Source organism: Flavobacterium sp. 140616W15 (assembly GCF_003668995.1).
Lineage (GTDB): Bacteria > Bacteroidota > Bacteroidia > Flavobacteriales > Flavobacteriaceae > Flavobacterium.
The window spans coordinates 3,442,676-3,468,039 of record NZ_CP033068.1 but is presented as its reverse complement, the minus strand read 5'-3'; the positions used below and the strand labels follow the sequence as shown (position 1 = coordinate 3,468,039).

At 32.7% G+C, this 25,364-nt stretch carries 17 protein-coding genes and 1 riboswitch; of the genes, 14 read left to right on the top strand and 3 right to left on the bottom strand.

From position 1 onward, the window contains the following. Window positions 1–40 precede the first annotated feature (40 nt). A riboswitch (SAM riboswitch) is annotated at window positions 41–153 on the top strand. Window positions 154–453: 300 nt separating this feature from the next. From EAG11_RS15195 to EAG11_RS15150, 10 genes are all read left to right on the top strand, one after another. Next, on the top strand, window positions 454–1,455 hold the full coding sequence (locus EAG11_RS15195; protein ID WP_129539893.1) for a homocysteine S-methyltransferase family protein: 1,002 nt from the start codon (window positions 454–456) through the stop codon (window positions 1,453–1,455). Window positions 1,456–1,527: 72 nt separating this feature from the next. Continuing rightward, on the top strand, window positions 1,528–2,370 hold the full coding sequence (locus EAG11_RS15190) for a hypothetical protein (protein ID WP_129539892.1): 843 nt from the start codon (window positions 1,528–1,530) through the stop codon (window positions 2,368–2,370). Between the two features lie 215 nt (window positions 2,371–2,585). Beyond that, window positions 2,586–5,261 carry a methionine synthase gene (gene metH / locus EAG11_RS15185; protein ID WP_129539891.1) on the top strand — a complete coding sequence of 892 codons (2,676 nt, stop codon included), beginning with the start codon at window positions 2,586–2,588 and terminating at the stop codon, window positions 5,259–5,261. 82 nt (window positions 5,262–5,343) lie between these two features. Continuing rightward, the gene (gene metF / locus EAG11_RS15180) at window positions 5,344–6,300 is read left to right on the top strand and encodes a methylenetetrahydrofolate reductase [NAD(P)H] (protein WP_129541116.1); all 957 of its coding nucleotides are present in this window, start codon (window positions 5,344–5,346) and stop codon (window positions 6,298–6,300) included. 208 nt (window positions 6,301–6,508) lie between these two features. Next, window positions 6,509–7,162: a class I SAM-dependent methyltransferase gene (locus tag EAG11_RS15175; protein ID WP_129539890.1), complete on the top strand. Its 654-nt coding sequence runs from the start codon at window positions 6,509–6,511 to the stop codon at window positions 7,160–7,162. A 75-nt stretch (window positions 7,163–7,237) separates the two neighbouring features. Beyond that, complete coding sequence (locus EAG11_RS15170; RefSeq protein WP_129539889.1) at window positions 7,238–8,461, top strand: dicarboxylate/amino acid:cation symporter; 1,224 nt, start codon at window positions 7,238–7,240, stop codon at window positions 8,459–8,461. A 158-nt stretch (window positions 8,462–8,619) separates the two neighbouring features. Continuing rightward, the gene (locus EAG11_RS15165) at window positions 8,620–10,029 is read left to right on the top strand and encodes a pyridoxal-dependent decarboxylase (RefSeq protein WP_129539888.1); all 1,410 of its coding nucleotides are present in this window, start codon (window positions 8,620–8,622) and stop codon (window positions 10,027–10,029) included. Between the two features lie 295 nt (window positions 10,030–10,324). Continuing rightward, entirely contained in the window at window positions 10,325–12,706 is a 2,382-nt protein-coding gene (locus tag EAG11_RS15160) for a TonB-dependent receptor (protein ID WP_129539887.1), read from the top strand. 49 nt (window positions 12,707–12,755) lie between these two features. Then, window positions 12,756–13,991, top strand: coding sequence for a DUF4374 domain-containing protein (locus tag EAG11_RS15155; protein ID WP_117590090.1), 1,236 nt, complete (start codon window positions 12,756–12,758; stop codon window positions 13,989–13,991). Between the two features lie 197 nt (window positions 13,992–14,188). Then, window positions 14,189–15,361, top strand: coding sequence for a PepSY domain-containing protein (locus EAG11_RS15150; RefSeq protein WP_129539886.1), 1,173 nt, complete (start codon window positions 14,189–14,191; stop codon window positions 15,359–15,361). A 348-nt stretch (window positions 15,362–15,709) separates the two neighbouring features. On the opposite strand, the gene EAG11_RS15145 is transcribed toward EAG11_RS15150, so the two are convergent. Beyond that, window positions 15,710–17,824 carry an outer membrane beta-barrel family protein gene (locus tag EAG11_RS15145; RefSeq protein ID WP_129539885.1) on the bottom strand — a complete coding sequence of 705 codons (2,115 nt, stop codon included), beginning with the start codon at window positions 17,822–17,824 and terminating at the stop codon, window positions 15,710–15,712. Window positions 17,825–18,380: 556 nt separating this feature from the next. Beyond that, window positions 18,381–19,277, bottom strand: a complete 897-nt coding sequence (gene gldA / locus EAG11_RS15140; RefSeq protein ID WP_129539884.1) for a gliding motility-associated ABC transporter ATP-binding subunit GldA — start codon at window positions 19,275–19,277, stop codon at window positions 18,381–18,383. A 146-nt stretch (window positions 19,278–19,423) separates the two neighbouring features. Between gldA and EAG11_RS15135 the strand changes: the two genes are divergently transcribed. Both EAG11_RS15135 and EAG11_RS15130 read left to right on the top strand, forming a co-directional pair. After that, window positions 19,424–20,005, top strand: a complete 582-nt coding sequence (locus tag EAG11_RS15135) for an outer membrane beta-barrel protein (RefSeq protein WP_129539883.1) — start codon at window positions 19,424–19,426, stop codon at window positions 20,003–20,005. Between the two features lie 234 nt (window positions 20,006–20,239). Continuing rightward, on the top strand, window positions 20,240–20,815 hold the full coding sequence (locus EAG11_RS15130; protein ID WP_371414643.1) for an outer membrane beta-barrel protein: 576 nt from the start codon (window positions 20,240–20,242) through the stop codon (window positions 20,813–20,815). Between the two features lie 177 nt (window positions 20,816–20,992). Here EAG11_RS15130 and metE read toward each other — a convergent pair whose 3' ends face one another. Then, window positions 20,993–23,317 carry a 5-methyltetrahydropteroyltriglutamate--homocysteine S-methyltransferase gene (gene metE, locus EAG11_RS15125; protein WP_129539882.1) on the bottom strand — a complete coding sequence of 775 codons (2,325 nt, stop codon included), beginning with the start codon at window positions 23,315–23,317 and terminating at the stop codon, window positions 20,993–20,995. A 157-nt stretch (window positions 23,318–23,474) separates the two neighbouring features. On the opposite strand from metE, the gene EAG11_RS15120 reads away from it, so the two are divergent. Together EAG11_RS15120 and EAG11_RS15115 are read left to right on the top strand one after the other, a co-directional pair. Then, window positions 23,475–23,936: an Lrp/AsnC family transcriptional regulator gene (locus EAG11_RS15120; protein WP_129539881.1), complete on the top strand. Its 462-nt coding sequence runs from the start codon at window positions 23,475–23,477 to the stop codon at window positions 23,934–23,936. A 79-nt stretch (window positions 23,937–24,015) separates the two neighbouring features. Further along, window positions 24,016–25,362 carry a deoxyguanosinetriphosphate triphosphohydrolase gene (locus tag EAG11_RS15115; RefSeq protein ID WP_129539880.1) on the top strand — a complete coding sequence of 449 codons (1,347 nt, stop codon included), beginning with the start codon at window positions 24,016–24,018 and terminating at the stop codon, window positions 25,360–25,362. The last annotated feature ends 2 nt before the right edge of the window (window positions 25,363–25,364 follow it).

The window sequence follows — 25,364 nt, the reverse complement described above, 5'->3', positions numbered from 1 at the left end:
AGGTTATGTCTTTACTTTGCACTGTTCATATATTTATTGAAAGTTATCACGAAAGGCGGAGGGATAGACCCATTGAAACCTTAGCAACCCTTTATCATAAAGAAGGTGCTACATTCTACTTTATACATTCATTGTATTAAAGATAGATAACACATAATACAGCAATGTATTTCTCAAAACTTTTCTTGAAAAACTTATCGATATTAACTGAATGTAATTTCAGTATCAGCAGCGAATTATCGGCGCATTTTTGCCTATAACATTCCCGCTTTCCGCTATATTTTTTTCTGAACCCCAGAAAAAAAGCATACCGCTACAAACGTAGTTCACTGAACTCCTATGAAAATAGAAATTAAGTGAAGTAATCGGGGCTAAAGAGCTATGATAGTGAATTTTTGGTACTATTTAATAAAAGCTTTTACGTCTAAGCGTCATTGCAAGAAAAGAAAAAACATGTCAACAATTCAAGAAGCAATAAAAAAAAATATTCTAATCCTAGATGGAGCAATGGGAACCATGTTGCAACGCTATAATTTCTCAGAGGAAGATTTTCGAGGAGAGCGTTTCAAAGATTTTCCACATCCCCTAAAAGGAAATAACGATTTACTATCCATAACACAACCACAAGCAATTCGCGATGTCCACGCCGCTTACTATGAAGCGGGTGCCGACATCGTAGAGACAAACACATTCTCGGGAACAACAATCGGTATGGCCGATTATTTCCTAGAGGAGTACGTTTACGAATTAAACTACGAGTCTGCTAAACTTGCAAGAGCAGTAGCTGATGAGTTTACAGCCAAAAATCCAGACAAACCACGTTTTGTTGCAGGTTCAATCGGGCCAACAAACCGTACAGCGAGTATGTCACCAGATGTAAACGATCCGGGTTACAGAGCCGTAACGTTTGATGATTTACGTATTGCCTACAAACAACAAGTAGAAGCCTTAATGGATGGAGGTTGTGATTTATTATTGGTAGAAACCATCTTTGATACCTTAAATGCTAAAGCAGCACTTTTTGCAATCGAAGAAGTAAAAGAAGAACGTAATATTGAAATTCCAATCATGGTTTCAGGAACCATTACCGATGCTTCAGGAAGAACACTTTCTGGGCAAACGGTAGAAGCTTTCTTGATTTCAGTATCACATATTCCGTTATTAAGCGTAGGATTTAATTGTGCTCTAGGAGCCGATTTGTTGAAACCTTACCTTAAAACATTAGCACAACATACGAGCTTTAATGTTTCGGCTCACCCCAATGCAGGATTACCAAACGCATTCGGGCAATATGACGAAACACCAGAACAAACACAAGCATTCATAAAAGAATATTTAGAGGATAATTTAATAAATATCATCGGAGGTTGTTGCGGAACAACTCCAGATCATATCAGGTTAATTGCTGAAGTGGCGAAGGATTATAAGCCGAGAGTAGCACCTGTTTTTGTGTAAATGTTCCCTACTAAGAATTCAAAAAACTGTAATTAATTTTTATTTTTTTCTGATTAGAAAAAGTTTACAACAATGATAAAATATCTAGGATTTATAATTGTGTTTGTCACAATCTCATGTAATAAAGTACAAAGCCAGAAAATAACAATTTTTAAAAATGATGGAGAGGATATTGAAAATTTTGAGGACTATCCATTAAATGAAATTGTACTGAATATTCCGGCAAATGAAAAATATAATTATGTTAAGATAAAAAGTATAGAAAAAGTAATTGATGAGAAGAATCAGAATCTAGTTTACGAACGAGATTCTATTAATAGAACCAGACTTTCATTTCCTTCTGGCGAATTTGTGCAAGTTAATAAAGAAGATGCAAAGTTAAATTTTTGGATTAAAGGGGGGGAAAACAAAAACATAAAGTTGATAAAAGGAGTTATATCATATTTGAAAAAAAATAATGAAACAGAAGTTAGTTTTAGTTTAAAAGAAGATGTTGATAAAAATTTAGTTTCTGATCAATTACCTTTTAAAATATTCAGAGTTAATAAATCTGTTGTTGAAAAATATCGTAAAAAGGGACAAGAAAATGAAGCAATAGAATCTGGCAGATTAGTAGATGTCGTTGAAAAAGATGATAAATTCATGACTGACACTTTTGGATCACAAGTTATCGATTTCACTACAAATCAAATTGTATTTTGGATTGAAGCCAATATGGTTAATTTAATTGATATTAAGTTTTTTGATAAGGATGATAATGAGATTAAACTTAGCGAAGACCAAAATGATGCAATAATTACTGAGAGAGGATTGTATGCTTTTTATTTTGATCAGAAGCCACAAAAAGATTGGAAAATAAAAATATATCATTCAAATAAAGGAACATTGGTTGAAGTTCCATTTGAAGTAAAATGATAATAATAAGGTTTTCAATCTGAATCTATTAAAGTTGATAAAATAAATTATGTTTTTTATAAAGTATAATTAAAGAGAATTAAACTTACTAGGGGTCAAAGCATTGAAGATTAAAATAGAATAAAAATAATCGAGCTAAAGGCTCTTTAAAGAGTTCCAGAGGAACGACATATTTGTAGCTACGGAATTTATTCCGTTGAAAATTAAAAAAGAAAATGGCAGAAAATAGAAGAGACCTTGTATTAGCAGGATTAGAACCATTAATTATTACGCCAACAAGTGTTTTTGTAAACATAGGTGAACGTACCAATGTTACGGGTTCAAGAAAATTCCTTCGCTTAATCAAGGAAGAGAAGTATGACGAAGCACTTGATATTGCAAGACAACAAGTAGAAGGAGGAGCACAAATCATCGATATCAATATGGATGAAGGGATGCTTGATGGAGTTCAGGCAATGACAAAATTCCTGAATTTAATAGCATCTGAACCCGATATTTCGAGAGTGCCAATTATGATTGACAGTTCGAAATGGGAAATCATCGAAGCAGGTCTAAAAGTAGTACAAGGAAAAAGTGTTGTAAACTCAATCTCTTTGAAAGAAGGCGAAGAAGCCTTTATTCACCATGCCAAATTAATTAAACGATACGGTGCGGCGGCTATTATCATGGCGTTTGACGAAGTAGGTCAGGCAGATAATTTTGATCGAAGAGTCGAAATTTGTCAGCGTTCGTATGATATTTTGGTTAACAAAGTTGGTTTTCCTCCACAGGATATTATTTTCGATTTAAATATTTTCCCAGTTGCAACTGGAATGGAAGAGCACCGCTTAAATGCGTTGGACTTTTTTAGAGGGACAAAATGGGTTCGTGATAACTTGCCACATGCACATATTAGTGGTGGAGTAAGTAATGTTTCGTTCTCTTTTAGAGGAAACGATACCGTTCGTGAAGCGATGCACTCGGTGTTTTTATACCACGCAATCAAGAACGGAATGACAATGGGAATTGTAAATCCGGAGATGCTTTCGATTTATGATGATATCCCTAAAGATTTATTAGAACACGTTGAAGATGTAATCCTGAACAGACGTGATGATGCTACAGAGCGTTTATTAGATTTTGCCGAGAATGTAAAAGGCGAAGTTAAATCAGATGAAAAGACAATTCAGGAATGGCGGTTAGGAACGGTTCAAGAGCGTATTACCCATTCATTAGTAAAAGGGATTGATGTCTTTATAGAAATAGATGTTGAAGAAGCTCGCCAAGCGGCGGTAAAACCTATTGAAGTTATTGAAATTAACTTAATGACAGGAATGAATGTCGTAGGGGATTTATTTGGAAGTGGAAAAATGTTCTTGCCTCAGGTAGTAAAATCGGCACGTGTAATGAAAAAAGCCGTTGCGTATTTGTTACCCTACATTGAAGCCAGTAAACAGGCCGGCGACAAGCAAGGGAATGGAAAAATTTTGATGGCAACTGTAAAAGGTGACGTTCACGATATTGGTAAAAATATTGTTTCGGTAGTATTGGCTTGTAACAATTATGAGATTGTAGATCTTGGTGTTATGGTGCCTCCAGAAAAAATTATAGCTGCTGCTATAGAACATAATGTTGATATTATTGGTTTAAGCGGATTAATAACCCCTTCGCTTGACGAAATGGTGTATTTAGCAAAAGAGTTAGACAAACAAGGAATTAAAATACCGATTATGATTGGTGGAGCAACGACTTCGCGTGCGCATACAGCCGTGAAAATTGCACCGCAATATAGAGAAACTGTAATTCACGTAAACGATGCTTCGAGAGCCGTAACAGTTGCAGGAAATTTGTTAGATCATAACCGTAAAATATATGCTAGTGATATTCGTGCTGATTATGATGCGTTTAGAGAAACGTTTTTAAATCGTTCAAGAGATAAAAACTTCCTGACGATAGAGCAAGCACGTAAAAACAAATTACAATTGGATTGGGCTGAATATACGCCAATCAAACCAAAATTTGTTGGAGCAAAAGTAATCGAAGTAGAGTTAGATGTTCTGGTTCCGTATATCGACTGGACACCATTTTTTAGAACATGGGAATTGTTCGGTAAATATCCAGCAATCTTAACCGATGAGGTTGTGGGTAAAGAAGCCACTTCTGTTTTTGCAGATGCTCAGGAAATGTTGAAAGTAATTTTGGCAGAGAAAAAACTGACCGCTAAAGGTATCTATGGAATTTTTCCTGCTAATCAGGTAGATGATGATGATATCGAATTGCGTGATGAAAACGGAAAAGTGTTGGAGAAATTTTTAACACTTCGTCAGCAATCACAAAAAACAAAAGGAGCACCAAATATAGCATTGTCTGATTTTATTTTGCCAAAAGATAGCGGAATTACAGATTATATTGGAGCGTTTTGTGTAACAACAGGTTTTGGTGTTGACGAATGGGCAGCTGAATTCGAAAAAGATTTAGACGATTACAACTCGATTATGGTAAAAGCATTAGCCGATCGTTTTGCTGAGGCTTTCGCCGAATATTTACATGAAGAAGTTCGTAAAGATTTCTGGGGCTACGATGCCGAAGAATCCTTGTCAACTGAAGATTTAATCGAAGAAAATTATAAAGGGATTCGTCCTGCGCCAGGATATCCTGCTTGTCCAGATCACTTAGAGAAACCTACAATCTGGAAACTCTTAAATGTAGAAGAAGAAATAGGAGTAACCTTGACCGAAAGTATGGCAATGTGGCCTGCATCATCGGTATCAGGATATTATTTCGGAAATCCAAAAAGTAAATATTTTGGACTAGGAAAAATAAAAGAAGACCAAGTTGTAGATTATGCCAAACGCCGAAGTATTTCAACTGATAAAGCCATGAAATGGCTAAATCCTAATATAGCAGACTAAAAAGAAAAGGTTCCAAGTTTCAGGTTTCAAGTTGCATTAAACTTATACCTGAAACTAAAAAAACTTGAAACAAGAAATCAAAATGAAAGTAACCAAACATATAGAAAAGGCAAAAGGGAATACATTATTCTCATTCGAAATTATCCCGCCTCAAAAAGGAAAAAGTATTCAGGAATTATACGATAATATTGATCCATTGATGGAATTTAATCCTCCATTTATTGATGTAACAACTTCTCGAGAAGAGTATATTTATATTGATAAAGGAAACGGACTTTTAGATAAGAAACTAACGAGAATGCGTCCAGGTACGTTAGGGATTTGTGCTTCTATAAAACATAAATACAATGTAGATACCGTTCCACATGTTCTTTGTGGAGGATTTACCAAAGAAGAAACGGAGTATCTTTTGGTAGATTGTAACTATTTAGGAATCGATAATGTTATGGCTTTGCGTGGAGATGCCATGAAAGATGAACAATATTTTATTCCAAAAGCGGGAGGAAACGATTATGCTGTAGATTTAGTGAAGCAAATCAGTTTGTTGAATCAAGGGAAATACCTTCATGAGGTAATGGACGTTGATAACAAAGCTGATTTTTGTATTGGTGTTGCTGGTTATCCAGAGAAACATTTGGAATCACCATCATTACAATCTGACTTAAAAAGACTGAAAGAAAAAGTAGATGCTGGAGCAGATTATGTTGTAACTCAGATGTTCTTTGATAATTCTAAGTATTTTAATTTTGTTGAGAAAGCTAGAGAAATGGGAATTACAATTCCTATCATTCCGGGAATTAAGCCAATAGCTGTTCAAAGACATTTACAGGTTTTGCCTCAAATTTTCCGTATCGATTTACCCGAAGATTTAATTCACGAAGTAGATAAATGTAAAAACAATGCAGAGATACGCCAAGTCGGGATCGAATGGGCGATTCAGCAATCATTAGAACTAAAAGCTGCTGGTGTTCCAGTTTTGCATTATTATTCTATGGGGAAATCTGAAAATATTCGTCAAATAGCAAGTAAAGTTTTCTAACTTTACTTTTTGAAAAGTGCATTTTATTCCAATCTTGTCATTCCGACAGAGGAAGAATCTCAGCGAGTAGCTCGACATAGTTTGGGGATTAACTTGTGAAGATTCTTCGTTTCACAGAATGACAATTTTGTGAAAGTAATAAAAGGATGCCACTCTTATCCCAGCTAAAATAGTAGGTTTTTTTAAATTGAAATAATTTCTGTTAGTTATGAAAAAAGAAGAATTACAATCGATCGCATCTCAATTAAAAAAACCTGAAGGAGAAAAAGGAATTGAAATGGCAAATATGATGCATGAAACAAACATCAATATGACGCTAAGTTCAATTCAAAATCTGCATATTTCACAAGGGGATATAATACTAGAATTAGGTCATGGTAACGCAGCTCATCTTGAGTATTTAATGGAACAAAGTACTCATTTAAAGTACTACGGACTCGAAATGTCAGAACTCATGTTCCAGGAAGCACGCCAGATCAATAGAAATTATGTTTCTCAAAAACAAGCTTTCTTTTCACTTTATGAAGGAAATGTGATTCCGTTTCCTGATACACATTTCAATAAAATATTTACAGTGAATACGTTATATTTCTGGAAAGAACCTGTAGCGTTTCTTTTGGAAATATACAGAGTGTTGGATAAAAAAGGAATATTTAGCCTAACATTTGCACAAGAAAGTTTTATGAAAAAACTTCCGTTCACTGAGTTTGAATTCGAACTTTATAACACCGAAAAAGTCGAAAAACTGATTAGTCAGACCCTTTTTAAGGTTATCAAGATAGAAAATCAAACTGAAAAAATAAAAAGCAAAACAGGAGAACTCGTTGATAGAGAGTTTGCTACAATTGTTCTGGGGAAATAAAAGATGAGGCAATATTAATTTTGAATTCTTTTTAACGTAATTTAATTGATTTTTAAAACACTAATGCTTTTAATTATGGAGACTAAAAAAATCAATTTTATAAAAAATTACAGTAGTATTCTTTTACTCCTAGGCGGCATTATTGCAGGCAGTATTTTAGGATTAGTCTTTGGTAAAGACATAGAGATTATAAAACCGATAGGAGATATTTTCTTGAATTTACTTTTTACAGCAATTATTCCGCTAATCTTTTTTACAATAACCTCTTCTATTGCTAATTTAGAACAAACAGAAAAGCTAGGTAGGTTATTCGTGGTGATGGTAGCCGTTTTTCTGGTAACACTTCTTCTTTCGGCTATAGTTATGATTATAGCAGTTTATCTTTTTCCAATTCATCAGAACATTATAGTTTCTAAAGTTCCACTTGAAAATATTGCAACAGGAACAGTTGGAGATCAAATTGCACAATTAGTTACAACAAATGATTTCTTCGAATTATTGTCACGAAAAAGCATGTTGGCACTTATTATTTTTTCATTTTTAATTGGATTTGCAACTTTGCAATCGGGAGAAAAAGGAGAAAGTTTTAAGAGTTTCCTAGATTCAGGAAACGAAGTGATGAAACAGTTGTTGAACATTATTATGAAAATGGCTCCAATTGGTTTAGGAGCTTATTTTGCCTATCAGGTTAGTTTTTATGGACCCCAGTTATTTGGGGTTTATGCCAAACCATTGGGGATTTATTATGGAGCTTGTGTGTTCTATTTCTTTGTTTTCTTTAGTTTTTATGCTTTGGTAGCAGGAGGGAAAAGAGCTTTTGTAGTGTTTTGGACAAATAATATAACCCCAGCACTTACAGCTATCGGAACCTGTAGTAGTATTGCAACAATTCCAGCCAATCTTAAAGCAGCTGAAAAAATGGGAATTCCTGCTCACGTTCGTAATGTGGTTATTCCGCTAGGGGCGCCATTGCATAAAGACGGTTCAAGTATGTCATCTATTTTAAAGATTACCGTATTGTTCACCATGTTTGGAAAAGACTTCACAGAACCAAGTACGATACTGATGGCGTTAGGAATTACTGTAATAGTATCAATCGTAGAAGGAGGAATTCCAAACGGAGGGTATATTGGAGAAGTTTTGGCGATAACAGTTTATGGCTTTCCAATGGCAGAAGCTTTGCCAGTGGCAATGATATTGGGAACACTTGTCGATCCAATTGCTACTTTACTAAATGCCAACGGTGATGTGATTTCGTCGATGATAGTTTCCCGATTTTCAGAAAAAACGAAATGGTAGAAATTAATTCACGATTTATTTAAACCTTATAAGCCATTTAAGAAAATATAAGTTTTAATACTTTTCCTAAATGAAGTTACATCGCTTATATGGTTCGTTTTCTTATTACAATTTCAAATTGTAAACTTCAAATTTTATTTTAAACTATACTATCTAAAATGAACACTACACTTCAACAAGATTTAAAAGATATTGAAAATATACTTGAAAAAGTAAAACAACAAGGGATAGAATTTTTGAATAATCTAGATACTATTCCAACTTCAACTTCAAATACAATAACTACCGATAGAAATCTAAATCAATCAGGTTTAGGTGCATTAGTAGCCTTAGATGAATTTAATCAGCGATTAGCTCCCTTAATGATTGCATCGCCAGGGCCAAGATATTTAGGTTTTGTTACAGGCGGGAGTACACCAGCTTCGATAGTTGGCGATTGGTTAACGACAATTTACGATCAAAATACACAAGCAGTAAAAGCACAAGGAGGTGTTTCGGCTTTAATAGAAATTGAGACTATTAATTTATTATTGCAATTGCTTGATTTGCCAAAATCATTCTTAGGCGGATTTGTGACTGGTGCAACTATGTCTAATTTTACCTCTTTGGCAGTGGCAAGACAATGGTTTGGAAAACAACTAGGAAAGGATTTTGCTAAAAATGGAATATCTGATCCAGTCACAATTTTTTCTGCAACCCCTCATTCTTCTTCTATTAAATGCCTCTCGATGTTGGGAATAGGAAGTCAGAATTTCACAAAAATAAAAACTATTGAAGGAAATAAAGAAGCAATAGATGTAGCCGATTTAGAAAAATATATTAAAACTCTAAACGGGAAACCATTTATTCTAATTTCAAGTGCTGCAACGGTTAATACTGCCGATTTTGATGATTTTGTAACCATAAATGAATTGAAGAAGAAGTATAAATTTTGGTGGCATATAGACGCAGCTTTTGGAGGATTTGCAGCTTGTTCTCCTAAATACAAATACTTATTAAACGGATGGGAAAATGCCGATAGTATTACGATCGATTGTCATAAATGGCTAAATGTACCTTATGAAAGTGCTTTTTATTTGATAAAAGAAGAGCATAAGATATTACAGATAGAAACATTTCAAAATTCGAATGCACCGTACTTAGGAGATCCATTAGAGAATTTTAGTTTTTTAAATTTTTTACCCGAAAATTCTAGAAGATTAAAAGCTTTACCAGTTTGGTTTTCTTTATTAGCTTACGGAAAAGAAGGATATCAGGATATAGTCGAGAACAGTGTTGATCTTGCCTTGCAATTTGATGCCTTTATCACAGGGAATGAAAACTTTGAGTTATTAGCTCCAACAAGACTAAATAATGTTTGCTTTACCTTATCGGGAGAACACAATCAGGAAAAGGTAAATTCATTCTTGAGTCGTCTTAATGATACAGGAAAAGTATTTATGACACCTACTGTATATCAAAATCGTAAAGGCATCCGTGCTTCATTTGTGAACTGGAGAACAAGTGAAAAGGATATTGAAATAATCGTAGAAGAAATGAAAAATACAATTCTTGAGTTGAAAATATAAGTAAAACATACAATAGCATTTTTTGAAAGTAGCCCGTTTAATTTGTTAAACGGGCTACTTTTTTTATGTTTTTTTATTTCTTGACGAATTGAAGCTTTGAGTTTTAACTTTTAAGATGTTAAATTTTAATCGAATATTAAGTTAATCTTAATTATTCACTAATAAATATATTAATTTTTTATTGAATTGGCTACTTGAAAGTGAATCATCATTTTTATTTAGAATAATTAAAAATAACTTGGAAATGGTATTTATTGATGTTAATTTTGTGCCAAATTAATTTCAACTTTAAGTAATGAAAATAAATAGAATATTTATCTTAATCCTGGTACTCTTAACTTCGATTCAAGGTTTCTCACAAAATAACAAAGTAAAATTAAATGGAGTCATTTTAGGTAATAACGGGCAACCTATCGAAGGTGTTTCTGTAGAACTAAAAGATACTGCTTATTCAACATTAACCAATGAGAAAGGGGAATATGAAATTATAGCAGAACCACGAAACTATATTTTATCTATTACTTATGTTGGATATAAACCAAAGCAAGTAAAGATTAATTTAAAAGAGGTAAATCAAACAGTTCCAACTCTTACTATTGAAGAAGATATGGCTGCGTTAGATGAAGTTCAGGTTAAAGGAATATCTAAAGTAACCAGAGTAAAAGAATCTGCTTTTCAGGTTAATGCGGTCGATACTAAGTCAATGGCTAACATTACATCCAATTTGAGTCAAATATTGAATAAAACTACTGGGGTAAAAGTTAGGGAACAAGGAGGTATGGGTTCTGATTTTGATTTTTCTATCAATGGACTTTCTGGTAGTGCCGTAAAGTTTTTTATAGATGGTGTACCTTTGGATATTATGGGAAGTTCAATGTCGCTAAACAATATACCAGTTAATTTATCTGAAAGAATTGAAGTATATAAAGGTGTAGTACCAGTGAACTTAGGTTCTGATGCTCTTGGCGGTGCTGTAAATATTATTACGAATCATCAAATATCAAATTATTTTGATATGTCATATAGTTTAGGATCATTTAATACGCATAGTGCTTCATTAACAGGACAGATGCGTGACAAAAAATCAGGATTAACTTTTAAAGCTTCTGGTTTTTTAAATTATTCGGATAACGATTACACAATGCGAGATGTGCAAGTAATAGAAGTGATTGATAAAGATAATTCTCGATTTGTTACTGGTGATTTTAAAAGATTCAATGATCAATATAAGTCTGCTATGGGGCAGGCAGAACTAGGTTTCGTTGATAAATCTTGGGCTGATATGTTTTTTATTGGAGGAAGTTATTCAGCTACAGAAAAAGGAATACAAACAGGAACTAACCAAGACGTAGTATACGGTCAAGTACATAGAGGAGGAGATGCTTATTCATTCTCACTAAGATATTTAAAAAAGAATTTGTTTACAAAAGATCTTGATTTAAGCTTTTTTTCTTCCTATTCAGACGATCAATATACTATTACAGATACCGCACTTAGAAAATATTATTGGGATGGAAGTTATGTGGCAGCTACTTCTTCCGAAATGGGAGGGCCTGCAACTAAATGGAATATTCGACGTCCAAAATATTTTATCGGATCGAATCTTAGCTACAAAATAGACCATAATAACTCGTTAAGTCTTAACTATACTCTGGACAAAGTCGAAAACAAGACTTATGATGAGTTGCTTACTGACAAAGATTATAATCCTGGGAAAATTACAAAGCATATTATAGGGCTATCCTATCAACAGAATTTATTGGAAGAAAAACTGACCAACACGTTTTTTGGAAAATATTATAGTATGTTGTTAGAACAACCTTTTGCTATTACTAATTCTGGAACTGGAGCGGGCGAAACTGTTAGAGATAACAATGGTTACACCGGATATGGAATTGCATCACGCTATAAAATAACTTCGTCTATAGGTATAAAAGCATCTTATGAAAAAGCATATCGTTTGCAAAGAGTAGATGAGGTGTTTGGTAATGGGTACTCGGTTGTAGCTAATCCTAATCTTAAACCAGAGAATAGCGACAATTACAATTTGGGTGGTTATTGGAAGAATGCAGCGGAAAACCACCATTTTTTTATTGAAACAGGAGGGTATTTAAGAAATGCGAAAGGCTTTATTTCCCCAGTTGTTTATCAATCGAATAGTCAGATAAGTAGATTTGAAAATACATCAAATGTTCTTATCAAAGGACTTGAGGCCGATATTAAGTACAATTATCAGGATAAGATAAACGTTGGGATAAATTTTACTTATCAAAGCACGCTTGACAACACGAAATATCCTAATGGATCAAATTCTGGAACAATATCAGCTACATACAAAGATGACTTGCCTAATAGACCTTGGATGTTTGGTAATGCCAATTTAGGATATAGAAAGTCGGACTTCATTAAAAAAGGAAATAATCTACAGCTTAATTGGGATTTGCAATATACACACTGGTATTACCTTACATGGGAAAACTATGGTACAAAAGAAGGGAAAAGTATAATTCCTAATCAGTATATCCAAAATGCATCTATTTCTTATTCTATGAATTCTGGAATGTATAATATTTCTTTAGAGTGCAACAATCTAACAAATGATTTGGCTTATGATAATTTTAAGCTACAAAAGCAAGGACGCTCCTTTTCAATTAAATTTCATTATTTCTTAAAATAGCCTGAAACGAACTTTTATTTTTAATAATTATATAAAAAATATTTTAAACATGAAACGATTTATTAAACCCTCTTTTTATTTTCTATTTATTAGTACATTGATAATGGGTACAACTATTTCTTGTTCTAGTAATGATGATTCTGGAAGTGATTCAGCTGGTGCAAAAGCTGATTATGCGCTATGGTTGCAATTAGGGAGTTGGCCAAATACAACTCAGTACATTGTAGGAGTTGATGATTTGACTAAAGGGAGTGTTAGTTTGGTAGGTAATGGTGCCGAAGTTACAAGCAAGGCAGATTATGGAATTATTGCCAAAAACGGGTTTTATTACTATCCAAGTACAAGTTCTAATTTTGGTAAAATGACTAAATTCGAATTTAAGAACAATCGATTATCTGTTGTATATGAAGTGCCTTTTACGTATCAAAAATCTATAAGTTGTTATGCATGGGTTGATGACAACACGCTAGTATTGTTTGGAACGAATGGAGATGGAAGCAAAGTGTTATATACCGTTGTAAATGCCACAACACTTTGGATAAAAAATGGAGAATTGGCATTGCCTGCGATTCCAGCGGGATATACTTCTTATAATCAAGGGAATATTCAATATTCAAACGGAAAACTATATGTAGCATTTTCTAATATGGCTATTTGGCCATCACTTGCTGAGGCAGGTATGAATATTGCCGTAGTAGATTATCCAAGTTTTGCTGTTGAAAAGGTTATTAAAAGCTCGGAAGCTGATGGTAATGGAGGATCTAATATGTGGATGCCAACTTCTTGTACTGATGAGTCTGGTGATGTTTATATGATGTTTTTTGCTGATTGGATGACTTCTAAAGATAGTCCAACAAAAATATTTAGAATCAAAAAGGGTGAAACTACATTAGACTCTTCTTATAATTTTAACCTTGGTACTGCTTTAGGAGGAGAAACTGCTAGTGGACTTTGGTATGTTGGTAACGGTAAGGCTATTGCTAAATACATAGATTCAAAAATAGTAGCAGAAAATCCTTCGGGATTGTTTAATACTAAATTTGCTTTAATTGATATAGCTACTAGCTCGGTAATTAAAAAATTAGATTTACCTGCAGATAAAGGAAGCCAATTACAAAATGTAATTACATCTGATGGTAAAGTATTTATTCAGGTTAACGCTGAAACTACTAAAGATTATATTTGGGAAGTTAATACCACAACAGGTGCTGTAACTTCAGGAGTAGAAATTGTTGGAGGTTATGATTATATTTTACGTTTAGATAATTTGAAATCATCTAAGTAAAAACTTTAAGAGCTCTTGAAATTTTATTTTCATTTCGCTACTTTCATTAATTGATTGCAATTGCTAAGCTTACACTTTAAGTTAATACAATTTTAATGGCTTGAGGAATTACTTAACTATAAATATTCCTCAAGCCATTTTTACTAATACATCTTTTTTGCCCATAAAAACTATTACCTATTAAAATTATAATATCAATGAGTACTATTAAAAGCCGTTCGAATAAACCACCAAATAAAGGAAAATCACGTTTTAGTAAAATTAATGCATGGTTGCATTTATGGTTAGGACTCGCTTCGGGACTCGTTGTATTTATAATGGGAATTACAGGTTGTATTTTGGTTTTTGAACAAGAAATTAAACATGCAACATCTCCTTGGTTGAATGTAGAAGCGCAAGAGTCAGAAAAAGTATTACCCCCTTCTAAAATATATGCAGCAGTTAGTAAAGCATTACCTAATAAAGAAATTCATGGTTTATGGTATAATGGTTTAGATAAAACGATTAAAGTTGATATCGAATCAGATTCTTTGATATTTGTAAATCCATATAATGGAGTTATTACAGGGATAGTTGATCACGAAGACTTTTTTCATATCATGGATGAAGGACATCGACATCTATGGTTAGGTCGGGATGTTGGTTCACAAGTAACGGCATGGGGAACGCTAATTTTTTTCTTTTTACTTATAAGTGGTCTTATTCTTTGGTTTCCAAAAAAATGGAACAAAACGACAAGAAATGCTAGTTTTAAGATAAAATGGAATGCTAAATTCAAGCGACTCAATTATGATTTGCATAATGTAATGGGATTTTACACTATCATATTAGCATTGCTAATTTCGTTCACTGGATTATTAATGAGTTTTCATTGGGTCAGGTCAAGTACGTATTGGATAGCTGGTGGTTGGGCAGATGAAAAAGAAAAAAAGGAACAAATTTTTACTGTCAAAAAAGATACTTTATCTAAAAAGCAATTAGACAAACTGGCTGCGGCCGATTTTATCTGGAACAAAGTACGCAAGGAAATTGCTAAAGAAAATAAAGAAGCAGTTATCATTGATCTTCCACATGAGCCAGAGGATGATTTTTACGCTTGTACAGATATGAATAAAGGAGTTTGGAGGGATTTGTACTTTGACCAACAAACATTGGAATTAAAGCCTAATTCGCAGAAATATATTGATAACGAACGTTTCTCTAAATGGCTTATGCGATCTAATTATAGCTTACATATAGGTGCTATTGGAGGAATACCAACTAAGATTTTATATTTCGTAGGTAGTTTAATATGTGCAAGTTTACCAGTTACAGGTTTTTATATTTGGTGGGGAAGAAAGAAAAAAGCAAAACCTGGAGTTAAAAATTAAGATTACTTTTTTTTACATATTTTTAGTTAGTTAAAGTCTTTTGAAGATCTGTGTATTTCAAAAGACTTTTTTTATGTTTAAGAAATAAAGAAAGGATCTTTCAAAAACCAATATCATTGTTTTGATGAGTGAAGTTCGATTGTCAGACTGAGTCGAAGTCTCATTTGCTGAATCTCTTTGCGGGACTTCGACTCCGCCAGTCTGACATTAGTATATTGGAATTAATTGCAAGTAACAATTTTAAATGTTTATTATTATCGAATAAAAATAAATAGAGCCTGCTTAAACAAGCAGGCTCTATTCTATCAAAAAATTAAAATAAGAGAAGAAACTAAAGATCCAAAATTATTAAATTCTATAAGTAAAAGAAATTGTTGCTACACGGCTATCAAGGTTGTATCTTTTGTCGATGCTAGTTTGTCCAATAACCGAATTGATGTTGTATTTATTAGTATTAAAAACATCAGTAACATTAAATTTTATGCTCCCCTTATTTGCAAGAACTTGTTTTGATAAACCGATACTAAAATCAAAAAAACTATCTCTTTCGTAAATACCTACATTCGATTTTGATTGGTATTGCGCATTGGCTTCAGCTTTCCAAGTATCAGTAATTGTAAATGAGTTTTGAACATTTAAATTTAATGTTATTATTGGATCAATTTTATTTGAGTTAATCATGTTTCCTTCAAATCTATTCTCAAAAACATTCATCAACGTATTTACAGACCACCATTTATAGACATCGGTAGTATTGGTAATATTTACACCATAATTAAATGATTTTTTGGCATTGATTTGAGAAGTTACTGTTGTATTATCTACAGGATTATAAACATAGATTTCTGTAAAAACATCTTTAGTTTGATTAAAATATACAGAAGCCATAAATGCACTTTTCCATGAATATCCTATCTCTGTTGAATGCGTAATTTCTGGAACCAAATCAGGATTTCCTTGTGAATAATTAAATGAATCATCGTAAAAACGGAAAGGATTTAAATCAAACTGGCTTGGTCTATTAATTCTTTTACTGTATGAAGCATGCATGGAATGATTGCTGTTCATTTCGTATTTTAACGCAAGACTTGGGAACCACTTTAAATAGTCATCTTTATGTTTCTCATTTAATGTTTTTTGATTGATATCAATTGCAGTATATTCAGTTCTTATTCCTCCTTGAATGCTAAGATTTTCTAGTTTGTATTTATAGTTAGCGTAAGCAGCATAAATCTGCTCATCATATACGAAATGATTTGTCGAACTACCATCAATTATCCATTGATTATTGTAATACTCGTAAACTGAGGGATTGTCATTATTCTTTACACTAGCTTTAAATCCCCATTCTAAAGTTTGTTTTTCTTTTATAGGATTTGTGAAATCTACTTTACCAGTGAAAACTTTTAAATGTGAAGGAATATAGCCTCTTCGGTCATTAATTGGCGCGCCAGCGATTAAATTTTGTGCACTTTGAAACTGATTAGATCTAAATTTTGATGTCTCATATTCAAAATCAAAAGTCATATTTTTACCTTCAGTATTAAATTTATGAACTCCTGAAAAAGCATAAGTATAATCAAACCACTTTTCTTTACTATCATTATAGGTCAAAGCATCAAAATCTAATTGATTTAAGCTATTATATAAAGTATTGCTACCGTTGGCAATATTTTGGTAACGACCAATTTTTGCATCAAGTGAAACCTCTAAATTTGTTTTTGAAGAAACTTCGTAAGTTGTTCCAATTTTAAAATTATTAGATGTAAGTGGTTCGCTAGTAGTTGAGTGCTGATAATTTGTTGTAGAGACTTCTTGTCTGCTATCGTCTTTGTATTGAATTTGATCAAAATTTTTACGTTCCTCTTCCCCTCTGAAAGTGTAGCTGTAATTACCAAAAACACCAAATTTGTCTTTATTGTAACTTAAATTCATACCAGAGTTAGTTCTGTTTTTTCTACCTCTTCCGTAACTAGAAAATACGGTTCCCTTTATTCCAGAAGCACTTGGTTTTTTCAATATAATATTAATCATTCCAGCTTTACCTGTTGCGTCATATTTAGAAGAAGGATTAGTAATAACTTCAATTTGCTTAATATTTGATGAGGTTGTAGATTTTAAATAGTTTGCGAGTTCCTTTTGCGAAAGTTGCGTTAGTTTACCATTAATCATAACGCCGACTCCTTGTTGTCCTCTAATAGATAATTCTCCATCTTGAGACACTACAACACCTGGAGCACGCATTAATACATCTAAAGCAGTTCCTCCTTCAGCAACAATGCTGTTCTCAACATTAAAGACCATACGATCTGATTTTTGAGTATAAAGAACCTTCTTTTTTACAATTATAATTTCATCTAATGCATTTATTGATGTTTCGATAATACTATCTTTTTCTTTCTGAGTTTGTGATGAGGCATAAACAGAAAATGCAAGCATAAGGGATGTTATAATATTTTTCATATTATTTGTTTTAATTTATGGGAATAATAAAAGGGCCTTTGAATTAAGCCTAAAGTACAGCTGATCTATAATAATTCTTATTTTAAAAAATGAAATCTGAAATAAACAAAGTCAGTTTTTAATTGTAATAAAAATCATTTTAGCAAATTTCATCTGAGTATTTTTTTTCAAGATAAAATAAGTTACTTGAATGTGAGGAGGAGGAGATTTCTGATGAATAAAATAAAAACATGATTGTGTATTATTTAAATTTTTAAACTTCAAATATAGTATTATTTATAACAAGTCTAAATAAAAACAATTGCAAATTTTATATAAATGATAATCTATTGGTAATTAGTCATTATCCGGTTTTAAATTGGGCTTAAATCGTAGTAAATTCTCTATTTTTTATTTTTTAGACGAATTATATAAAGGTGAGAATACCTAAAAAAGTCCAGGTTTGATGAAATGTCGTTTAATAAAAAAATCCAATTCGCTCTATATAATAGAAAGAATTGGATTTTTATAAGTGAACAGATTTAATACTGTTGAAATGTAAACTGAATACAGAGACTTATTTAGTAATTTCTCTAAACACTGCCTCTAGGTTTTTATTTTTTTGGTTAAGTTGTAGCGTTTTTAATCCGTTGGCAGTAGCAAAGTCAAAAATAGCAGGGCGCATGTCTTTTTCAGTGACAAATGTCAGTTCCCAAATCATGTCATGCGTATTTTTATATGAACTAATGTTTTCTAGTTTGGCAAGAAGTTGTTCTTCTACCTGATAATCAAACTCTACTTCAATAATTTGTTCTTTATCCTCAGAAATTAATTTGTCTAGTTTCTTGTCAGCAACGATTTTTCCATTGTTAATAATAATAACTCTGTCACAAATTGCCTCTACTTCTTGCATAATATGTGTCGATAAAAAAACCGTTTTATTTTTACCTACATTCTTAATTACGTTTCTGATTTCTATTAACTGATTAGGATCCAGACCAGTTGTTGGTTCGTCAAGAATTAAAACATCAGGATTGTGTAATAGAGCATTTGCTAATCCTACACGTTGACGATATCCTTTAGATAACTGTCCTATTTTTTTATGACTTTCGGCTGACAGCCCTGTCAGTTGAATAACTTCCTCAATACGGAATTTTGCCACTTTATAAACATCGGCATTAAAAGCCAAATACTCACGAACATACAAATCCAAATACAATGGATTATGCTCTGGTAAATAACCAATAGATAGTTGCACTGCCTTGGTATCAGTCATGACATCATGACCGTTTACAAGTGCTGTACCCGAATCGGCTAGTAAGTAAGTAGTTAAGATTTTCATCAAAGTTGATTTTCCAGCTCCGTTAGGACCAAGAAACCCAACGATTTCACCCTTTTTAATCGAAAATGAGATTTCGTCTAATGCTTTTTGAGTGCCGTAACTTTTTGATATGCTGTTTACTTCTATCGACATGACTTTTTTATTTGTTGCAAAAGTAAACAGAAATCTGCTCGATTACTAAATTTTTGTCTTTTAAAGAAATCATAAAAAAAACTTAAAGCCCAACAGCAACGGCACCGTTATTGTTAAAGGAATGTCAAATTAAACAAACAAATAAAATGAAAAAATTTTTACTTATTCTTGCGTTAGCTACTTTTAGCTTTGCAAATGCTCAAAAAGGAACAATATTAGTTGGTGGAAACATCTCTTACACTTCTGAAAAATCAGAATTCAAATTTGGTGAAGAAAAAGAAAATACTTTTAGCTTTTCTCCTAAAGTAGGTTACCAATTTAACGACAACTGGACTGTTGGGGGTGAATTTACAGTAGCATCATCTAATCAAGATAATGGAATTGAAGAAGTAAAAAACAATGCTTTCAAAATCGGAGCATTTGTACGTTATTCTGTGCCATTAAACCAGACTTTTTCTGTTTTTGCTGATATGGGTGCAGGTTTCCAAAATGTTAAAAACAAAGAATACGGTCCTGGAAATGCTTATTCAAAATCTAAAGCAGATGGTATGTACGTAGGTGTAACTCCAGCTCTTTTCATCAACATGAAAAATGGTTTTGGTTTAAACTTTAATATTGGTGGTTTAGGTTATGAAACATTAAGTTTTGATAACAACGGTGCTGATTACAGTAGATTCTTCTTTAATTTCGGTAAAGAAGTTGGTATTGGAATTTCTAAAAACTTCTAATCTTAGATTAGTTTTCAATTTTAAAAGCACCCAAATAAGGGTGCTTTTTTTGTGCTTAGAAGTAAGGTTTTAGTTTCTTATATTATTAAATTATGATTTCAAGAGCTTTGCTTAATGTTCTTTTTAAACAAATTGTTAATAAATCTGTTAGAGTTAAATGATGGTATTTTTGTTGTTGTGTGTTTGTAATAACTTAATAAACATTAATATGAAAAAAATGCTACTTATTCTTGCATTAGCTACGTTAAGCTATGCAAATGCTCAAAAGGAACAATCTTAGTTGGTGGAAATATCGGATATTCCTCTGAAAAAACTGATCAACAAGCCGAGAACAGAAAATCAAATTCGTTTACTTTTTCTCCAAAAGTAGGTTACCAATTTAACGATAACTGGACAGTTGGGGGCGAATTTGCATTGTCTTCATCAAAAGGGACAGTTTCTTTACCAAATAATGCTATAGAGGATTCAGAATCGAAATATAATGCTTTAAAAATAGGAGCATTTGTACGTTATTCGGTTCCCTTGAGTGAAACGTTTTCTGTATTTGCTGATTTAGGAGTTGGCTTCCAAAATCAAAAAAACAAAAATTATATTAATGAATCACTTATTTCAAAAACTAAAGCAGACGGTATGTACGCAGGAATAACTCCAGCTCTTTTTATTAATATGAAAAAAGGCTTTGGTTTAAACTTTAGTATAGGTGGTTTAGGGTATGAAACATTAAATTTTGATACTAGTGATACCGATGTTCGTAAATTCTACTTTAATTTTGGTAAAACAGTTAACATTGGAATTTCTAAAAACTTCTAGTATTAAATAGATTAAAAAATTAAAAAGCATTCGTCAATAGCGAATGCTTTTTTTGCTTTTGGTTAAAGTGTTTCAAAAAATAAAGTCAACTAAAGTGAAATCGAAAATAATCATAACTACAAGAATTTCGACTCCACGTAGTTGACACAAATAACAAAAAATAGATTTAAATAAAAATTATAGGCTTACTGCATTTTCAACAGTTGCTCTCATTTCTTGAGCGGCAGCTACCATTTCAATCAGTGCTTTTTTTGTTTCATCCCAATGACGAGTTTTTAAACCACAATCAGGATTAACCCAAAGCTGATTTACAGGAATAACTGCGGATGCTTTTTCTAACAATTTCACCATTTCATGGCTAGAAGGAACGCGGGGAGAGTGGATGTCATAAACTCCAGGGCCTATTTCGTTAGGATATTTAAAATCGGCAAAGGCATCAAGTAATTCCATTTGCGAACGCGAACATTCGATAGTGATTACATCGGCATCCATATCGGCAATATTTTGGATAATATCATTGAATTCGCTGTAACACATATGTGTGTGTATTTGAGTATCATCTTTAACACCACTAGCTGAAATTCGGAATGCTTTAACAGCCCAATCCAAATAAGTAGCCCATTCTTCTTTACGTAATGGCAATCCTTCACGAATAGCAGGTTCGTCAATTTGGATGATTTTAATTCCCGCATTTTCAAGATCTACAACTTCATCTCGTATTGCCAATGCAATTTGTGTACAAGTTTGAGAACGTGGTTGATCATTACGAACAAATGACCATTGCAGAATTGTTACAGGACCAGTTAACATCCCTTTTAGCCATTTAGGAGTTAGTGATTGTGCATATTTTGACCATTTTACAGTCATAGGTTTTGGTCTGGAAACATCACCATAAATTACAGGAGGTTTTACACAGCGGCTGCCATAACTCTGTACCCAGCCATTTTTGGTAAAAGTAAACCCAGCTAATTGTTCTCCAAAATATTCCACCATATCATTACGCTCAAATTCACCATGAACAAGAACATCTATTCCGGTTTCTTCTTGAAAACGAATTGTTTCTTCCGTTTCTTTCTTTATTAAATCATCGTATTGCTGTTGTGATAATTCGCCTTTTTTGAATTTAGCTCTCCAACTTCTCACTTCAGGAGTTTGCGGGAAAGATCCAATCGTAGTAGTTGGGAACAAAGGAAGATCTAAAGCATCTATTTGTTTTTCGCGACGAATGGCAAAAGTATTTTTTCGCTGATCATCACCTGGAGCAATGTCTGCTACACGATTTTTAACCGATTCGTTATGGATTAATTTTGATGTTTTTCTGTTTTCGTTTGCCAAAGTATTTTCTGCAAATTGGATAGAGTTTGCGATATCTATTTCTTTCGTAGCAAACTGTTTCACTAAAACAACTTCTTGTATTTTTTGTTTAGCAAAAGCCAGCCATTGTTTAATTTCCGGAGTAAGGGTTTTATTGTTAGTTTCTAATTCTAAATCGCAAGGACTATGAATTAATGAGCAAGATGGAGCGATTAATATTCTGTTTTCGCCAAGAGCTTTAGTCGCTTTTTCGATAATTGCCAATGAATTTTTAAAGTCATTTTTCCAGATATTTCTTCCATCTACTAGACCAAGTGAAAGATTTACGTTTGGAGATAATAAATTTGATTCTAAAATATCATCTAGTTGTAACGGACAGCGTACTAGATCTAAGTGCAAGGTGTCAACAGGCAAAGCCAATGCTGTAGTTAGGTTTTCTCCAAAGCAGTCAAAATAGTTTGCAAGGATAATTTTTATATTAGGGAAACGGTTGTTGATTTCTGTATATACTTTCGTGAAAACATTTCTTTCTTTATCAGTTAAGTTTAAAGCCAGGAAAGGCTCGTCTAATTGAATATAAGTTACGTTTTCAGTTTCTAATTTTTCGAAAATCTCAAAATATACAGGAAGTAAGGCTTCAATAAGGTCAATTCGGTGAAAACCTTCTTCCTTTTCTTTTCCTAAAAGTAAGTAAGAGATTGGTCCGATAAGGACAGGTTTTGTAGCAATACCTAAATCATTTGCTTCTTTAAATTCGTTGATTATCTTTTCTGAAAATAAAGTAAATTTTTGTTTTTTTGTGAATTCAGGAACAATATAATGATAATTGGTGTCAAACCATTTTGTCATTTCCATAGCAACAACATCTTGCCCATTTTTTTGAGAACCTCTAGCCATTGCAAAATATAGATCGATAGAAGTATTTGTTTTTGCAAAATCATTATAACGCTCAGGAATTGCTCCCAAAGTCAATGTTAAGTCCAGAACCTGATCGTAAAATGAGAAATCATTTGACGGGATTAAATCAATGCCAGATTCAGCTTGCAATTGCCAGTTTTCTTTGCGGATGTTCTTTCCAACAGCCAAAAGTTCTTCATTCGAAAGTTGCCCTGCCCAGTATAATTCACTAGCTTTTTTTAATTCTCTGTTGCTACCAATTCGAGGATAACCTAAATTATTTGTTTTCATTTTTATTTCAGTATTTTTTACTGAACAAATTTATTGTATTGGTTTTTAAAACTTATATTTGGGCTTTATTTAAGTAAATAAACTTTATTAAGTTGTTATTTAAAGATTATAATACTGATGAATCCTTTTAAAACGAACTTTAGCCGTAAAAATTACTATGGAAAATTTAGATAAAACCGATTTAGAGATCTTGAGACACCTTCAGGAGAACTCAAATATCAATACAAAAGACCTGGCAAGCAAATTATTCCTCACTGTTACGCCTGTTTACGAACGTATAAAAAGATTAGAACGAGACGGATATATTACCAAATATGTTGCGCTGTTAGACAAGAAAAAAATGAATTGTGGTATGACTGTTTTTTGTAATGTTCGATTAAAAGAACATGCAAGAAATGTAGGGAGCAATTTTGTGAAAGATATTGTTGCGCTTCCCGAAATTATAGAGTGTTATAATATTGCAGGAGATTATGATTTTATGCTAAAAATCCTTGTTCAGGATATGACTAGTTATCAGGATTTTGTAATGAATAAATTGTCTACTATCGAAAACATAGGGAATACGAACAGTATTTTTGTGATGGGGGAAATTAAACACAGCACCGCATTAGAGTTTTAATCATTACAAAGTCCTGAAATAAAAATGTATTTTTGCCTTTCAAAACCTAAAATCGTTAATCTTCAATCTAAAACACACAATGAACTGGGAACAACTTTTATCACTCAAACGCCAAGGCGATACTAGCAAAAGATTACGTGTAGAACAAGATGATACGCGATTGGGATTTGAAGTAGATTACGACCGAATAATATTTTCATCGGCATTTAGAAGTCTACAAGATAAAACGCAAGTAATTCCTCTTTCTAAAACAGATTTTGTACACACCAGATTAACGCACAGTTTAGAAGTTTCGGTTGTAGGCCGTTCTATAGGTCGTTTGGTAGGAAAAAAAATAATCGAAAAATATCCATATCTAAAAGAAGTTCACGGATACCACATGAACGATTTTGGTGCTATAGTTGCAGCCGCATCTTTGGCACATGATATTGGGAATCCACCTTTTGGACATTCGGGAGAAAAAGCTATTGGAGAATATTTTTCTATAGGAAAAGGACAACAGTACAAAGAACATTTGACGGATAAAGAATGGCAGGATTTAATAGATTTTGAAGGTAATGCTAATGGGTTTTCTGTTTTAACAGCAAGTAGACCAGGAATAGAAGGAGGACTTAGAATTTCATATGCTACGTTAGGAGCATTTATGAAATATCCAAAAGAAAGCCTGCCTAAAAAACCGACCAAAAATATAGCCGATAAAAAATATGGTTTCTTTCAGACTGATAAAGACTTTTTTAATAAAGTAGCTGTCGATATGGGCATGTTACCTAATAAATCTGGAAATGATATTGGTTTCGAAAGACACCCTCTAGCTTATTTAGTAGAAGCTGCCGATGATATTTGTTATACTATTATTGATTTTGAAGATGGAATAAACCTAGGGCTAGTTTCAGAGGATTATGCATTAGAATACCTGATTAAACTTGTAAAAGATAATATTGGCGTAGCCAAATATAAAACGCTAACAACTAAAGAAGACAGGATTAGTTATTTACGAGCTCTAGCAATTGGAAGCTTGATAAATGATGCTGTTAAAGTTTTTATTGATAACGAAGATGCCATCCTTGCGGGTAAATTTCCTTATGCATTAATGGATAAAAGTCAATATAAAGCACAGATGAACGATATTATAAATTTGAGTGTTCAAAAAATATATCAGAGTCGTGAAGTGATCGAAAAAGAAATAGTTGGTTATCAGATTATCCAGACACTTCTAGATAAATTTATAACGGCTTTTAATAATAAATACAACGGAGAAACATCAAACTACGATACCTTAATTTTAAAGATGTTGCCAGAAAAACACCATTTAGAAAAAGAAGGATTGTATGAAAGATTACTTCATATATGCCATTATGTTTCATTATTAACCGATGGAAATGCCTTAGAATTGTATGAAACTATAAATGGAAGAAAAACAAGTTAGTT